11 protein-coding genes are annotated in these 16309 nt (G+C 55.1%); 5 read left to right on the forward strand and 6 right to left on the reverse strand.

Going from position 1 to position 16309, the window contains the following annotated elements; translation table 11 throughout:
• Window positions 1-303: 303 nt before the first annotated feature.
• Together WFO64_RS12720 and uxuA are read right to left on the reverse strand one after the other, a co-directional pair.
• Window positions 304-1911, reverse strand: a complete 1608-nt coding sequence (locus WFO64_RS12720) for an EAL domain-containing protein (RefSeq protein ID WP_337012204.1) — start codon at window positions 1909-1911, stop codon at window positions 304-306.
• Between the two features lie 288 nt (window positions 1912-2199).
• The gene (gene uxuA / locus WFO64_RS12725; protein WP_337012206.1) at window positions 2200-3384 is read right to left on the reverse strand and encodes a mannonate dehydratase; all 1185 of its coding nucleotides are present in this window, start codon (window positions 3382-3384) and stop codon (window positions 2200-2202) included.
• 149 nt (window positions 3385-3533) lie between these two features.
• On the opposite strand from uxuA, the gene WFO64_RS12730 reads away from it, so the two are divergent.
• Window positions 3534-4217 carry a FadR/GntR family transcriptional regulator gene (locus tag WFO64_RS12730; RefSeq protein WP_337012208.1) on the forward strand — a complete coding sequence of 228 codons (684 nt, stop codon included), beginning with the start codon at window positions 3534-3536 and terminating at the stop codon, window positions 4215-4217.
• On the opposite strand, the gene WFO64_RS12735 is transcribed toward WFO64_RS12730, so the two are convergent.
• Complete coding sequence (locus tag WFO64_RS12735; protein WP_337012210.1) at window positions 4206-5261, reverse strand: AI-2E family transporter; 1056 nt, start codon at window positions 5259-5261, stop codon at window positions 4206-4208. The two genes, WFO64_RS12730 and WFO64_RS12735, sit on opposite strands and share 12 nt — an antisense overlap.
• A gap of 479 nt (window positions 5262-5740) precedes the next feature.
• Window positions 5741-6556 (reverse strand): TIM barrel protein, encoded by an 816-nt coding sequence (locus tag WFO64_RS12740; protein WP_337012212.1) that lies wholly within the window; start codon window positions 6554-6556, stop codon window positions 5741-5743.
• A 419-nt stretch (window positions 6557-6975) separates the two neighbouring features.
• On the opposite strand from WFO64_RS12740, the gene WFO64_RS12745 reads away from it, so the two are divergent.
• Both WFO64_RS12745 and iolB read left to right on the forward strand, forming a co-directional pair.
• On the forward strand, window positions 6976-8481 hold the full coding sequence (locus tag WFO64_RS12745) for a CoA-acylating methylmalonate-semialdehyde dehydrogenase (protein ID WP_337012215.1): 1506 nt from the start codon (window positions 6976-6978) through the stop codon (window positions 8479-8481).
• Window positions 8482-8600: 119 nt separating this feature from the next.
• Entirely contained in the window at window positions 8601-9437 is an 837-nt protein-coding gene (gene iolB / locus WFO64_RS12750; RefSeq protein ID WP_337012217.1) for a 5-deoxy-glucuronate isomerase, read from the forward strand.
• Between the two features lie 59 nt (window positions 9438-9496).
• Here iolB and WFO64_RS12755 read toward each other — a convergent pair whose 3' ends face one another.
• A complete protein-coding gene (locus tag WFO64_RS12755) occupies window positions 9497-10339 on the reverse strand; it encodes a MurR/RpiR family transcriptional regulator (protein ID WP_337012219.1) in 843 nt (280 codons plus the stop codon).
• A 495-nt stretch (window positions 10340-10834) separates the two neighbouring features.
• Window positions 10835-12748 carry a bifunctional 5-dehydro-2-deoxygluconokinase/5-dehydro-2-deoxyphosphogluconate aldolase gene (locus WFO64_RS12760; protein ID WP_337012221.1) on the reverse strand — a complete coding sequence of 638 codons (1914 nt, stop codon included), beginning with the start codon at window positions 12746-12748 and terminating at the stop codon, window positions 10835-10837.
• Window positions 12749-13293: 545 nt separating this feature from the next.
• Here WFO64_RS12760 and iolD point away from each other — a divergent pair.
• On the forward strand, window positions 13294-15234 hold the full coding sequence (gene iolD / locus WFO64_RS12765) for a 3D-(3,5/4)-trihydroxycyclohexane-1,2-dione acylhydrolase (decyclizing) (protein ID WP_337012223.1): 1941 nt from the start codon (window positions 13294-13296) through the stop codon (window positions 15232-15234).
• Between the two features lie 55 nt (window positions 15235-15289).
• Window positions 15290-16300 (forward strand): Gfo/Idh/MocA family protein, encoded by a 1011-nt coding sequence (locus tag WFO64_RS12770; protein WP_337012225.1) that lies wholly within the window; start codon window positions 15290-15292, stop codon window positions 16298-16300.
• The last annotated feature ends 9 nt before the right edge of the window (window positions 16301-16309 follow it).

Here is a 16309-nt window from a genome sequence, read left to right on the forward strand (position 1 = left end):
AGCGACAGAGTATACCGTTTTTGTGTGATATCTGTCATGTTTGAGCTAAAACTGACCCAAAGGGACGCAAGTTCTGGCTGTTTAGCTCCGCAAAAAAATTATCACTCTGCGTGACGACCGCCGTTTTTTTCAGCAAATCAGGGGGGGATAACCGGTGATTAAGGGCGATACAGACGCCGCAGACGGCGATCCGGTCAACAGAACAGCAGGGCAGGAAAGCCACGGCAGACAACGGAAAAGGCGTAAAAGCAGATGGAGGGGCGCATCAGATATTAACCTCTTGAGTAAAGGTTCAGGTTCAGTTCAGACGCTGGCATTCTGATGAGTGTTAAGGGCGTAATTCCCCTCAACCGGCTGTTCTCCCTGATCGGCCAGCCAGGTGACCAGCGCCGCGTTGTCCATGGGGCGGGCATAATAGTAGCCCTGGATAAAGATTACGCCGCGCCGTTGCAGATAGCGGAACTGTAACGCGGTTTCAACGCCTTCCCCCAGCACTTCCAGCTCCAGTTCACGACTGAGCTGGATAATCGCATCCAGCACCGGGGTTCTGCCATCAAGCGATTCAATCGCGTTGATAAAGCCACGATCGATCTTCAGATAATCCATCGTGAAGGTCTGTAAATAGCTCAGCGAACAGTGGCCGGTACCAAAATCATCAATCGCGACCTTCATTCCGCTATGACGTAATTTCTCCAGCTTGCGTGCCACCGCCACGCCATCTCTAATCAGACTGCGTTCGGTCAGCTCCAGGGTAATCAGAAACTGCTTATCTTTAACCCGCTCAGCAAAGTGCAGCATATCGTCAACAAAATCAGGATGCTGCAGATGATCCGCCGCCACGTTAATGGCCAGGTGGAAATGGGGCTCAACCTGCCAGCTCTGCACATCCTCTGCAATTAAATCCAGCAGATGGCGGGTCAGGGGCACAATCATGCCTTCCGCTTCTGCTGCGCCGATAAAAATTTCGGGCCGCACGCCGTTACCGTCGGGTGTTGTCCAGCGCAGTAGCGCTTCTGCGCCGCTGCAGCGTTGCAGCCGGTTGTCATAGACCGGCTGATAGTGCGCCCTGAACTGGCCACGGGCGATGGCCCGTCGAATCTCATCGCGCCATGAAATATGCCGTTGCAGCCAGTTCGCCATCAGCATCATCAGCAGAATAGAGAAGATAGCCGCCATCGGCATGATGATAAACATCACCTGACGCCAGGCCGAGACCAGTTCAGAAGGTGAAGCAATAAGGGTGACAGAGAGCGGATAGCGGCTGGAGGTGGCCTGATAAATCGGCGGTTCAAACCAGCTGGACGCGGCAATTTGCGAATCACCAAACGAGATCGGCGCGCCGTGGTTAAACTCCATGCTGAAATGATAGAGATGGGAGCTGCTAATCGCGCGCATAAAATCTATCAGATACTGGCCATCAATCACCGCCCAGAAGCTCTCGCCATCGGGCAGATCGCGCATAAAAATCACTGCCGGACGGTCCGGTACGCCGGATGTTCCGGCAATCGACAGACTCCACCACGCTTTTCCGGTTACTGGCGCATTACGCATGATCATCTCTTTCAGCAGGCCAGGGCGTGAACCATAGACCGATGAACAGGCGATTTTGCCCTGCTCTATTTTACCGATGGCGCGGAAATAGGGATTCAGTGAACCGATGCGCTGCAACTGGCTTTGAATCTGGCTGCAGGGCTGATGATGAAACTGGCGCAGCACGGTAATCATATTCCAGGCGCTGTCGCTCATTCTCTCAGCCTGAGATAACAGGGTATTTGCGGCACTCACCTGCTGCTGTTGGACGGTATGACGCGCATCCAGGGTGGTGAAAAAAACGCCAATAATCAGAGGCAGCACACCGGAGATAATAATCACCAGCCTGGCGTAGTCGCGTTTTCGTTTCAGTAGCGGCACCGCTGAATCCTCTGAGTATTTCTGGTTGTATGCGGAGGTGCTGAGCAGGGGCGCATCATAGCATTTCTCCGGGCGCTGCAGATTAGCGTTTTTGCGATCAATTGAACTGACTGAGGTCAATTATCGACCAGACTTCGCATTTATTGACGGGTTGTTTTACCTTCATTGGTATTCAGCAAAAAAATCAGGGGGAGAACGGGTGACGGGCAGGGCAAAAGGCCGATTCGCCGTAGCGGCCAGGGGAGAACCTGGCCCGCCAGAGTACGGGCGCAGGAAGAGACCCTTTACTTAATCGGCAAAATAGATCTGTTTCAGCGCCACTTCAACGCCGCGCAGCTCTGCAAGTCCTTTCAGGCGTCCAATGGCGGAATAACCGGGATTGGTGCGTTTATGCAGGTCGTCCAGCATTTGATGGCCGTGATCGGGACGCATAGGAATTGCCCTCGGGTTGCCCGCCCGACGACGGCGCTGTTCTTCCGCCAGAATGACCTTGATCACGCCGACCATATCGACATCGCCCGCCAGATGCGCCGCTTCATGGAAGCTGGCAGGGTTTGCCTCGCGTTTCGTGGCGCGCAGGTGGACAAAGTTGATGCGGTCAGCATAGGTTTCGGCCATCTCAACCAGCGCATTGTCGGCACGCACACCATAGGAACCGGTACAGAAACAGAAACCGTTGTGCAAACTGTCCACGGTTTCTTTCAGCCACTGCATATCTTCCTGCGTTGAAACAATGCGCGGCAGGCCCAGAATAGGACGCGGTGGGTCGTCCGGATGCACTGCCAGTTTCACGCCTGTTTCTTCCGCAACCGGCACGATGGCGCGCAAGAAAGTTGCCATATGTTCGCGCAGTTTCGCTTTATCGATGCCGTCATACTGTGCCAGTTGCGCCTGAAACTGCTCCAGGGTGTAGCCCTCTTCGGCGCCTGGCAGACCGGCGATAATATTGCGCACCAGGGTGCTTTTCTCTTCTGCACTCATGGTGGCAAAGCGCTGGGCGGCGGCCTGCTGCGCGGCAGCGCTGTAATCCTGCTCAGCGCCCGGACGTTGTAACAGATAAAGTTCGAAGGCGGCAAAAGCGTCGGCGTCGAAGCGCAATGCTTTTGCGCCATCCGGCAGCGTCCAGGCGAGGTCGGTACGCGTCCAGTCCAGCACTGGCATGAAGTTGTAGCAGACGGTATCAATGCCGCACGCGGCCAGATTGCGTATCGACTGCTGATAATTGGCGATATAGCGAAGGTAGTCACCCCGCTGGGTTTTGATCGCCTCATGGACCGGGATGCTCTCTACCACCGACCAGATCAGACCTTTTTCCGCCAGCAGTGCCTGACGCGCTTTAATTTCCTCAACCGGCCACACTTCGCCGTTAGGAATAGGGTGCAGGGCCGTCACGATGCCGGTCGCGCCTGCCTGACGCGCATCATCCAGTGAGACCGGGTCGTCAGGGCCGTACCATCGCCATGTATGTTCCATTTTTACTCCTCAACTGTGATGTGGCCCAGTGGTCAGGCCGCTGGGCCAAGAGTATGATAGTAGGCAAAACAGGGCCGTGATCCGGATCGCAGCGTGACAAACTGCATCGACGACGTGATCGGTTTTAAGCGGCATAAGAGGAGTGGGTGATGACGCTACCCGTAATAAAAACTGAGCGCCTGTACCGTCAGATCGCCAACGCTATTATGGCCGGTATCACGCGCGGTGACTTTGTCGCTGGGGGCTTACTGCCACCGGAGCGCGAACTGGCAAAACAGCTGGGTGTCAGCCGTTCGTCAGTGCGTGAAGCATTGATTGCGCTGGAGATGACCGGCTGGGTCGATATCCGCACGGGTAACGGCATCTACGTAGCTCAGCCGTTGCCACAGGCAGCGGTTCCTCAGGAAATTGAAACCTGCAGTCTGCAGGATCTTTTACAGGCGCGTGAAGCCTTTGAGGGAATGCTGGCAGGATTTGCCGCACGAAACGGTACCACCGTTCAGCGGGCGGCACTGCTGGCGCTGACCGCTGAACTGCAGCAGTACAATGAAAACGATGCAGTCTTTCTGGAGCAGGACAGGCGCTTCCACCTGTTGATCAGCGAGATGAGCGGCAACGATGTGTTGCGCGACCTGCTGGAGCAGTTATGGAACAAACGCCACAGCCCGCATGTGCAGCGACTGGAACGCCATTTTGCCGATAACAGCTTCGCCCAGGAGATGAATGCTGACCATCAGCAGATCGCCAATGCGATTGTGGCGGGCGATGAAGCGGCTGCCCGTCAGGCGATGGAGAGCCATTTACAGCACGTCCAGCAACGGCTACTTGGTTAATCCCCGCGCCCGTTTAGGTCGTCCGGTACCCAGCATAATTGCCAGACGGCTGCCACCTGGCGTGGTTTCCATCAGAATTTTAGTAATGCTGGTGAGCGGCACCGAGAGTAGCATACCAACCGGGCCGAGCAGCCAGCCCCAGAACACCAGGGACAGAAACACCACCAGCGTTGATAAGCCGAGACCTCGCCCCATCAGGCGCGGCTCCAGCATATTACCGAACACCATATGAATCGCGGTAAACAGCGCTGCCACCATCGCAGCATCAAACAGGCTGTTTAGCAGCAGTGCCTGCAGAAACGGTGGGATCCCGGCGATAATCGGGCCGATATTAGGGATAAAGTTGAGGATAAACGCCACGACACCCCATAGCAGCGCGAACTTCACATCCAGCAGATAGAGACTGAGCCAGACCGCGATGCCGGTTATCAGGCTCACCAGGGTTTTCAGCGCCAGATAGTGCGTTACGCCTTTCAGCGCTTTATGCAGTCCGGCGATGCGAATTTTCGGATTCACCAGCGCGTTGCGCATTTTGTAGGGCAGATGATGCACCTCAAACAGCATAAAGACCACGGTCAGCACCAGCAGCACGGTATTGGTCATTGCACCAGAAAAGCCGCTTAGCGCTACTGTGGCCAGGTTCATCATGGTATTAGGGTCGAAATGTTGTACCAGCGCATCGGTTGAGATATTGAGATGAAAACCTGCCGCCAGATGTTGCAGCACCGTCATTTTCTGCTCCATGGTGGCACGCAGTTGCGGGTAAAGATCAGAAAACTCGCTCATTGAGCTGGTGATGATAGCGCCCAGCAGCACGATAATGCAGAAGATCACTGTGATCACCAGCCCAATCGCCAGCCCACGGCGGAAGCCACGACGCATCAGCATCGTCACCAGCGGATTAAGCACAATGGCAAAGAACGCTGCCAGCAGAAGCGGGACCAAAATGTCGGACGCTGCCCGAACTCCGGCGAGGATGATGACCAGCATCGCCAGTTTAATCAGAATATTTTGTCCGATCTTTTCCCTTTGCAGCTCGCTCATTCCCTCTCCCGTAACGTAAATTGGCTGTTGCAAGTGTAGCTGAAAGAAAATTAACAATCTGATTTATCAGAGAAACGGTAAAGCGCGGCGGCACAGAGGCGGTGTTATCAGCGCTACCGCACTCAGCTCTGGCGGAAGAGCAGCAACGGTGCCTTATTCCTGTTTTCATCCCCTCTCTGCTACACGCCTGGGCAGCAGAGAGCCGCCAGATTACCGTGCCATTGTGATGCGCTGGTGGTGAAAGCGGAAAGAGTTAAAGGATAAAACCTATTATTCAGCCAAATACGAGCGAGAGGAGACATGCCTGAACAGCCTGCAGCGGAACCGACTCCCCCACACGGCAACCTGACCCTCTCTTTGCTGATCCTCTCTATCGTGGCCTACATATCGCCATAAAAAAATGGCCCAGCAGCGGGCCAGAACGTCTTTCCAGACACAGATAAACCGATAACTTGTGGGCGCAAAGTCCAAAGCAGGAATCAGGCTTGTAGCAGTTCAATACTGTAGCGGACCTGGCGTTCAATCTCGGCTGGGGTCCAGTTGTTGAGCTGACTGGAGAAAGGCTCAAAGGCATAAACGCCCTTATAGCCGAGCATCTCCAGCCGCTTCACCTGCACCACGCTTTTCAGGACATCGTTATCACTTAGCATGATGCGTTCTTCATCGGTCAGTTCGGCGGTCGGACGCCGATCTTCCACGCCTGAAAGGTGGACCAGCCCAATCTGTTCAGTATCGATACCCGCTGGAAATTCCTGCTCAGCCGGCTCATAGAGATGATGATGGAAAGTATCTAACAGCAGCGTAAAGGGCACTTCCGCCGCGGCGATCAATTGCTGCGCCTCAACCGCCGAACGCAGTGAGCTGCTCGGAAAGCCCAGCGGCTCTACTAACCCCTGAATGCCATAGTGGGCAAAGCGCGGAGCCAGCTGCTGCATCGCCGCCTGTGTCTGCTGGGGTGATATCGGTTTACCCTCATTTAGCGGACACATGACCAGCGCCGTCGCACCAATCTGTTGTGCGGTCTGTAACAGCGTCTCGGACCGGCTCAGCAGCGCGTCATCAATACGGTTAAACGGATAGAGCGCATTAATAGTGACGATATCGATCTGATATCTGTCGGTCAGGGCGCGCAGCTGATCGGTGCTAAGGTCGTCAGTGACGCTGCCGCCCGGCATGTCATTACGCAGTTCAACCTTGCTCAGCCCCAGACGCTGAACCAGCTGAAAAAATGTCTCTAGTGAGAGCCGGGGGGCAATTTTGCGATTGATACAGAAACGGGTCGGATCGATAGCCATGTGCTGACTCCAGGACAAGAAGGTGTTGCGGCTAAAGAAAACATTTATTTCATTAAGAGTGAATTATGAAATTAAGATTATTAGATCAGACTCGCATCAATTTCATATTTCATTTCAGCCAGATGCATAAACACTCGATCGACCTCTCAGAACACAACCTATCTGGCCCCTGGCTACGACGCTGATACGCTAAGGCTGACCGCTGTTAATGACCCCCGTCATCATAACGCTGTCAGAGACTAGCGGGCGGTAAAAATGCGATCTGTGCCGCTAAAAGTAAATTTTCCAAAAAGAACCATTTGAAAAATTTATTCCACTGTAATAGCTTCATAACACGCTTTCAGGTTTGCCTGGTCAGGCAGTATGGCAGGTCACAGAGCCCGCCTGCAGGGAACTTAACCATCTAAAGAGGCAACATCATGACAACCATAGGTAACTTTATTGGCGGTAAAACCACGTTCAGCGCCAGCAACGAAACTATTCCTGTTTACGATCCGGCAACCGGCAAAGTGGTCCGTGAACTGACGCAAAGTACCGCTGATGAAGTGGCCCAGGCGATTGGTGTCGCGCATGACGCTTTTGCAGTCTGGTCGAAAACCTCGCCGCTGCGTCGCGCCCGCGTTCTATTCAACTTTAAAGCCCTGATGGAGCAGCACCGGGATGAGCTGGCGGCGCTGATTGTCTCTGAACATGGCAAAGTCTGGTCTGATGCGTTGGGTGAACTGACGCGCGGTATTGAAGTGATTGAGTTTGCTTGCGGGATCCCGCATCTGCTTAAAGGCGAAAATTCCCCGAACGTCGGCAGCGGCGTTGATAGCTTCTCGCTGATGCAGCCGGTCGGCGTCGTGGCCGGCATTACGCCGTTTAACTTCCCGGCGATGGTGCCACTGTGGATGTTCCCGATAGCTCTGGCCTGTGGTAACACCTTTGTACTGAAGCCACCGGCGCTGGACCCTTCAGCGGCAGTGCGTATGGCTGAACTGCTGACCGAAGCGGGCCTGCCTGATGGTGTCTTTAATGTCGTGCACAGCTCCAATGAAGATGCTGAGCAGCTCTATAAAGATCCGCGCATTGCCGCGGTGAGCTTCGTCGGTTCTTCAGGCGTGGCTGAGCATATCTATAAAACCGCCAGCGCCCATGGCAAGCGGGTACAGGCGTTTGGTGCCGCGAAAAACCATGCCATTGTCATGCCGGATGCCGATCTGGATGCCACCGTTAACGCTATCATGGGCGGGGCATTTGGCTCTGCCGGTGAACGCTGCATGGCGCTGCCGGTCGTGGTCGCCGTGGGCGATGATACCGCCGACAAGCTGATTGCCCGTCTGACACCGCTGGTTAAGGCGCTGCGTATCGGCCCTGGTATGAATCAGGGTGCGGAGGAAAATGAGATGGGTCCGGTCGTCTCGGCAGCGCACCAGAAGAAAGTGCTGGGCTACATCGATAAAGGCGAGCAGGAAGGGGCGAAGCTGGTGGTTGATGGCCGTAGCGTACAGGTTGCGGGTCACGCCGAAGGTTACTATGTCGGCGGCACGCTGTTTGATAACGTCACCTCTGAGATGGTGATTTGGCGTGAGGAGATTTTTGGGCCGGTATTGAGCATCATGCGTGCACCGGACTACAACAGTGCGCTGCAACTGGTTAACAGCCATGAGTTCGGCAATGGCAGCGCGATTTTCACCAGCAACGGTCATATCGCCCGTGAGTTTGTGCAAAACGTCGAGGCGGGCATGGTCGGTGTCAATGTACCGGTTCCGGTGCCGATGGCATTCCACAGTTTTGGGGGCTGGAAGCGTTCTGTGTTTGGCGCGCTCAACGTTCATGGACCGGATGGTGTGCGCTTCTATACCCGCATGAAAACCGCCACCGTGCGCTGGCCATCCGGGCAGCAGACCGTTTCTGAATTCAGTATGCCAACCTTAGGCTAATTCATTTCAACGCTGATCACGGTGCGCGACCGGCAGGATAATCTGCCGGTCGCTTTGTTCGCTGGCACCGCGCCCGCGAGACTACCAGAGCGCCAATCGTGACAGAGAGGAGGATCAGGATGTCTTTATTGTCGAAAGCACAGCCCCCTGACGCGCAGGGTCGTATTCAACATGTGACACCTGAGCGCGCCGGCTGGCGTTACGTAGGATTTGATGTCTGGCTGCTGAAGAAAGGGGAAACTCTGCGCCTCAGCAGCGGTGACAAAGAGCTGTGTCTGGTGCTGGTGGCCGGGCTGGCCTCGGTAAAAACCCGCCATGCTGAGTTTCCCGGTATTGGGAAGCGCATGTCGCCCTTTGAGCGCGTGCCGCCTTATTCCGTTTATGTACCGCATGATGATGAAGTGGACGTTTACGCTGACAGCGATCTTGAGCTGGCGGTCTGTAATGCGCCCGGTCAGGGTAATCTACCTGCGCGGCTGATTGCGCCAGCAGATGTAGGCGTTGAGCATCGCGGAAAAGGGCGCAATCAGCGTCTGGTGCATAATATTCTGCCTGATGATAAACCGGCTGACAGCCTGTTGGTGGTAGAGGTCTACACCAACGAGGGCGATACCAGTTCTTATCCCAGCCACAAGCATGATCAGGAGGCGAGTGAAAACGAAACCTACCTGGAAGAGACCTACTATCACCGTTTCGATCCGGAACCTGGCTTTGCTATGCAGCGCGTCTACACCGACGATCGTTCTCTTGATGTCTGTATGGCACCCTATAATCGCGACGTGGTGATGGTGCCGCGCGGCTATCATCCGGTGGCGACGCTGGCGGGTTATAACAACTACTATCTGAACGTGATGGCGGGGCCGGTGCGGATGTGGAAATTTAGCTGGGAGAAAGATCATGCCTGGGTAAACAGCGACAGCTACCCGCGGAAAGACCAGTCTACTGCGATTTTATAAACGCATGCCTGTCAGCAAAAAGGGCAGTCAATCGGGCTGCCCTTTTTGATGCGCGGAACTCAGGCGGTCCCAGCGTTGTTCAGTGCCAGTGAAACTGCCAGCGTCTGCGCCAGGCAGAGTGAGGCGACCTGAGAACGGAAACCATCGACCTGTGCTTCACGGACTACAAAACAGACATCGCTGAAGGCGGCCAGCGGACTGACCTGGCTGTCGGTAATGGCGATCTGATGCGCACCACGCTTGGCACCCATTTCGACGACTTCAACCGCTTCACGCGCATAGGGCGAGTAGCTGATCGCAATCACCACATCTTTCGGGTTTACCAGGCTGAGCTGCTCGGTAAACATCCCGCCCAGACCATCAATTAAAAAGGCGCGACGCTCCAGATGACGCAACGCGTAGACCAGGTAGGAAGCGACGCTGAAAGAGCGACGCAGGCCGATTACATAGATGTTCTCAGCGTCATTCAGCAGTTTTACCGCTTTATTCAACTGCTCAGGATTAACCTGCATCGCGAGTTGCTGCAGCGCCTGGCTGTTAACCATGGTGAAGACGTTGAGGATCTCCGCTGGACTCTCAGGCGCACTGGCGCTGTCGTCCGTTGAGGTCTGACGAAACAGGCGAGCGCGCTCGGTATAGTTGACCGTCTCCTCCATCAGATGCTGACGAAAAACCTGTTTCATTTCGTTGAAGCCGCTGAAGCCAAACGCATTAGCAAAACGGATCAGGGTTGAGGGAGGCACATCGGCCTGTTGAGCAATCGAGGCGACAGTATCGAAAGCAATATTATTACTGTTATCAAGGATGTAGCGTGCAACCTGTTTAAGACGCTTGCTCAGCGTTTCGTAGCGGCGACGAATATCGTCCTGCAATAGAGAAAGTTGGGTGGGATTATTGCTCATCACTGTTGCCCGTGTAATTAGAATAATGGCTGTATAATGAGCGCTATAGTACCAGATGGATGGAAAATTTCATTTCTTTGCGTCAACGATGCGGTTTATTTCATGGCTTTATGAAATGGTTCACAGATTAGCTTTAGCGTGCCGATGGGTGCCTCTGGACAGGGAATAACAGCGTGAAATCAGGATGAAATGACAGCAGGAAAGGGAAGTCTTCAGTATCATGCCCTCACAGTTAGTATGGCGTGAGACTGTTAAAAAAGTACGTTTTTGGCCGCTGCAAGATCGCGCAGGCCCAGGTAGCACGATCAGATCGGAAAGTCGCTCAGGCCCTCCATGGCCACTCGTCCCGCGCCGTCCCTGGCGCGGGACGCTTTCCTCCTCTGACCGTTTTACCTGCGCGTTTAGCTTATTCATTGCGGCAACATTCACCCTGCTTTGAGTGAGTCAGCAGTCTGAGGCCAGCCTGGTTGAGACAGCCTCTGGCCGAGCAGCAAATCAGGTGCGCGCAGCGCGCCAGTACTCAATCAGCCGCAGATAGTTTGCTTTTACGGTCTCAATCAGCGCCTGATCGTCCAGTTCACCCTGCAACCACTGGCGTGAAGGCTGACCAAAGATGGTACGACCCACCGCAAAACCTTTTACCCAGGGCGCTTTGGCCGCCGCAGCGAAGCCCGCTTTAAGCTTCTCTTCGGGGGCATCCAGGCCGAGTAACAGAATGCCGCGACAGTGGGGATCCTGCTGCTCAATCAGACGGCTGATCGCCTGCCAGCTCTCAGCTGAGAGCGGGGGCAGTTTCCACCAGTCAGGCTGGATGCCCAGACTGTAGAAATGGCTTAAAATATCAAGGTAATACGCTTCGTTCTTATCCGGGTTGCTCTCGGGCAGAATCACTTCCAGCAGCAGTTCATGACTGCTCTTGTTACAGCCTTTCCAGACGTCGAGCACCAGGTCATCCTGCTCTTTGCGCAATTCAGCACTGTCATGGGGATGGTAGAAAACCAGACATTTCACCACGTGTTCGGCGGGCCAGTCGATCAGCTGCGAGCCGATGTTGCCATGTTCCAGGCGCAGTGGACGTGAGCTGGGCAGCTCAATCGGGCGGCCAATCCACCACTGCTTACCGGTAATCGCATTCAGCGCTTTCTGACCGTAGGTGGTATCCGCCAGAATACCGCTTTTGTTCTCCAATCCTGCCTGTTCGGCGGCCTGCTGTGCGGCATTCAGCAGCAACAGTTTCAGCTGTGGAATGCGGCTCTCGTCAACTCCCGCTTCCTGCGCCATATCCGCCAGCTGTTTGCGGTGGTCAAAGGCAAAGACATTCAGTTCCGGCCACTGCTGCTTGCGTGTGGTGACGCGGTGCAGATGGTTCAGACGGCTGTCGAGATCGGGACGCTTCACCTCTTGGTCGCGGCTCAGGAAATCATCCAGTTCTGCTTTAGTTGGCATGGCGGGTGCACAGCCGTGGCGCGACACCACCAGCGCTCCGCAGGCGTTGGCGTAACGGCACGCCTGCTGCCAGCCTTCATCATTCAGCCAGCCGCGCAGCAGCCCAGACATAAAAGCGTCACCCGCGCCCAGCACGTTAAGAACCTCGACGCGCACGCCGGTGTGCAACTGAGTCTGTTCCCAGCTAGTCGGGATCTCACCTTCAAACACCACACAACCCAGGGGACCACGTTTGCAGACCAGCGTCGCCTGGCTTGCCTGACGCACATTCTTCAGCGCGGTCAGGGTATCAGTGCTGCCACCGGCAATATGAAACTCCTCTTCGGTGCCGACGATCAAATCGAAATAGTGCACCACTTCCTGTAACTGCTGAGTCACCTGTGAGGACTCAATGAAACGCGTTTCGCCATCGCCCGGAGAGGTCAGTCCCCACAGCACCGGGCGGTAATCAATATCCAGCGCCGTGCGCAGCCCATTGCGGCGGGCGATATCCAGTGCTTTTATCACCGCTTCACGGGTCTGCGGATGAGATAAATGGGTGCCGGTCACCGCCACAGCACGAGCAGACGTAATAAAGCCCTCGTCAATGTCATTCGGTACCAGACCCATGTCGGCACAGTTATCACGGTAGAAAATCAGCGGGAAAGTCTCTTCGTCTTTGATACCGAGGATTACCAATCCGGTCAGACGCCGCGGATCGGTGATCAGCGCATCGGTATTACAGCCAACGCGCTGCAACTCTTCACGCAGAAAGCGACCATTATGCTCATCTCCTACCCGCGCCAGCATCGCCGATTTCAGCCCCTGAATCGCGGTGCCATAGGCGACGTTGCCCGACGATCCGCCCAGATATTTAGCAAAGGAGGTGACATCTTCCAGACGCGCTCCAATCTGCTGGCCATAAAAATCAACGGCGATACGCCCGATACAAATCACATCAAGCGGCTTCTGTTGTGTACTCATACCTGTGGTTTCCTTCTGTGATTAGCCGAGCTGGCGGGCGAAAAGACCGGCACCAGGTACGCTCTGCTTCCGGATCTGTGGGTGTCTGGCTGGCTATGAGGAGAGTATGAGGAATAAAAATTCCATATTCAACACGGAATGAAATATCCATCGCAATTTTGTGAACCAGGTAAAACTCCTGATTCTCACCCGACTGCGTGGTCTCAGCCTTTACGATGCGTGGTACATCAGGGTTGTGAAGGGGATCGCAGGAATCTGCTCATCAGTAAGACAAGCTGCTGCGTTGAAATGAATTTGTTCATTAGCTTTCGCTCCCTGTTAAACGTTCCAGAGTTTTCTGCCGCTATCGCCCGCCACACCTGTTGCAGTCACTAAATTTGATCTCAATCGCAAAATGAAATGTTTCTTCTGTAATCATGTTTTATGAAAAATATATTTGTTTATAATCGCCTCACGTTTCAGTTATTCCGGTCGCCTTTTCCGCTGATAACAACGCCTGGCGCGGTGTCGCGGAAGTCGGGGTCCACCAGTATGTAAGGAAGAATATGGGCACAATCAGACTGACCACGGCACAGGCGCTGGTTAAATTTCTTGATAATCAATTCATTGATGTCGATGGCGTTGAGACGAAGTTCGTAAAAGGCATCTTCGCGATCTTCGGACATGGCAACGTGCTGGGCCTGGGCCAGGCGCTGGAACAGGAGAGCGGCGATCTGGTGGTCTATCAGGGGCGTAATGAGCAGGGCATGGCTCATGCTGCCACCGGTTTTGCCCGCCAGTCGCTGCGCCGTCAGATTATCGCCTGCAGTTCGTCAGTAGGGCCTGGTTCAGCCAACATGATTACCGCCGCCGCTACCGCCACAGCCAACCGCATTCCTCTGCTGCTGCTGCCCGGCGACGTCTTCGCCACCCGACAGCCCGATCCGGTGCTGCAACAGATTGAGCAGAGCTACGATCTCAGCATCAGCACTAACGACGCTTTCCGCGCCGTCAGCAAATACTGGGATCGCGTCAGCCGGCCAGAGCAGCTGATGTCCGCTTGTATCAACGCCATGCGCGTATTGACCGATCCGGCAGAAACCGGCGCGGTCACGTTGTCGCTACCGCAGGATGTACAGGGCGAAGCCTGGGATTACCCGGACTATTTCTTCCAGAAACGGGTTCACCGGCTGGATCGCCGCCTGCCCGTTGCGGCGCAGCTGGCCGATGCCCTGACGTTGATTAACCGTAAGCGCAAACCGATGATTATTTGCGGCGGCGGGGTGAAGTATTCCGAAGCGGGCGAGGCATTGCGCCAGTTTGCCGAGCGCTATCAGATTCCGTTTGCGGAGACGCAGGCGGGCAAAGGCACGCTGGTCTCTGACCATCCGCTGAATGTCGGTGGAGTGGGCGAAACCGGCTGCCTGGCCGCTAACCTGCTGGCGAAAGAGGCCGATTTAGTGATCGGCATCGGCACCCGCTATACCGATTTCACCACCGCATCGAAATGGATTTTCCAGCATCCCGATGTCAGCTTCCTGAACATCAACACCAGCAACTTCGACAGCTACAAGCTGGATGGCGTGCAGTTGCTGGCCGATGCTCGCGAAGGGCTGACTGCGCTCACCGCCGGGTTGGCCTCGCAGCACTACAGCAACGACTGGGGCAATCAGATTGAGCAGGCACAGAGCCAGTTGATGAAAGAGACGCAGCGCGTCTATCAGGTGGAATATCACGATGGCGACTTTGTGCCGGAGATTGCTGACCATCTTGACCGCGAAGCAGTATACGCAGAATTCAACCGCCTGACCCGATCGCTACTGACGCAAAGCAGCGTGCTCGGCACGTTAAACGAGCAGTTGCCCAAAGACGCGGTCGTGGTGGCGGCGGCAGGCAGTCTGCCGGGTGACCTTCAGCGCGTCTGGCGTACCAAAGATTACAACGCCTACCACGTCGAATATGGCTACTCCTGCATGGGCTATGAAGTGAATGCTGCGCTGGGTGTGAAGCTGGCGCAGCCGCAGCGGGAGGTCTATGCGCTGGTCGGTGATGGCTCCTTTATGATGCTGCACTCTGAGCTGGTCACTTCGATTCAGGAAGGGGCGAAGATCAATGTGGTGCTGCTGGATAACATGACCAACGGTTGCATTAACAACCTGCAGATGGAACACGGTATGGACAGCTTTACCACCGAGTTCCGTTTCCGTAATCCGGAAGGCGGCAAATTGGACGGCGGCTTTATCCCGGTCGATTTCGCCGCGATTGCCGCTGGTTATGGCTGCAAAACCTATCGTGTCACCACGCTTGAGCAGCTTAAAGCGGCGCTGGAAGATGCCCGTCTTCAGGCGGTTTCCACGCTTATCGACATCAAAGTGCTGCCAAAAACCATGATCCACAAATATTTCAGCTGGTGGCATGTCGGTGTGGCGCAGGCGTCGAAAACTGAACGCGCTCAGTCGGTGGCAGACAAGCTCAACAGCCATCTGGAGCAGGCGCGAAAATATTAATCAGGTAGCCGGCCCGTTTCTCTCTTATCCGTTCGAACCCTACACAGGTGTAATTATGACTTTGAAACTTGGCGTAATCGGTACAGGTGCAATTGGTCAGGAACATATTCGCCGTTGCAGTCATGTACTGCAGGGCGCACAGGTGGTTGCGGTCTCTGACATCAATGTTGAAGGCGCGCGTGCTGCGCTGCAACACCTGAACATTGAAGCAGAGTTTTTCCAGAACGGCCATGATGTGATTCAGTCTCCGAATGTCGACGCGGTGCTGGTTACCTCATGGGATCCGACCCACGAAGAGTTCACCTTAGCGGCGATAGCCGCAGGTAAACCGGTGTTCTGTGAGAAGCCGCTGGCGATGAGCGCTGAGGGCTGCCGCCGGGTCGTGGATGCGGAGATTCAGGCGGGGAAACGCCTGGTGCAGGTTGGATTTATGCGTCCTTACGATGCGGGCTACCGCGCACTGAAAAAAGTGATCACCGATGGCGATATCGGTGAGCCGCTGATGCTGCACTGCGCGCACCGCAACCCAACCGTGCCGGAGAACTACTCCACGCCGATGGCGATCAGCAACACCCTGATCCATGAGCTGGATGTGTTGCGCTGGCTGACAAACGATGACTATAAAACGGTGCAGGTGGTCTTCCCGCGCGTTACATCGAAGTCACATCGTCATCTGAAAGATCCGCAGATCGTCCTGTTCGAAACCCACAAAGGGGTACGCATTGACGTCGAAATCTTCGTTAACTGCGCTTACGGCTATGACATTCAGTGTGAAGTGGTGGGTGAAGAAGGAATTGCCCGCCTGCCAGAGCCCTCTTCGGTGCAGTTGCGGAAAGATGCCCGCCTGTCGAACACCATCCTGGTGGACTGGAAAGATCGCTTTATCGAGGCGTATGACGTTGAGATGCAGGCGTTTATCAATGGCATCAAAGCGGGCCAGCTTACCGGGCCCTCTGCCTGGGATGGCTTTGCCGCCTCAGTGGCAGCCGATGCCTGCATCAAAGCGCAAAGCAGTGGTGCGATTGAGCCGGTAGAGATGCCGCCGCGTCCTGCTTTCTATAACTGATTCAGCCCT

The organism is Pantoea sp. AS142, from assembly GCF_037152305.1.
Taxonomy (GTDB): domain Bacteria; phylum Pseudomonadota; class Gammaproteobacteria; order Enterobacterales; family Enterobacteriaceae; genus Pantoea.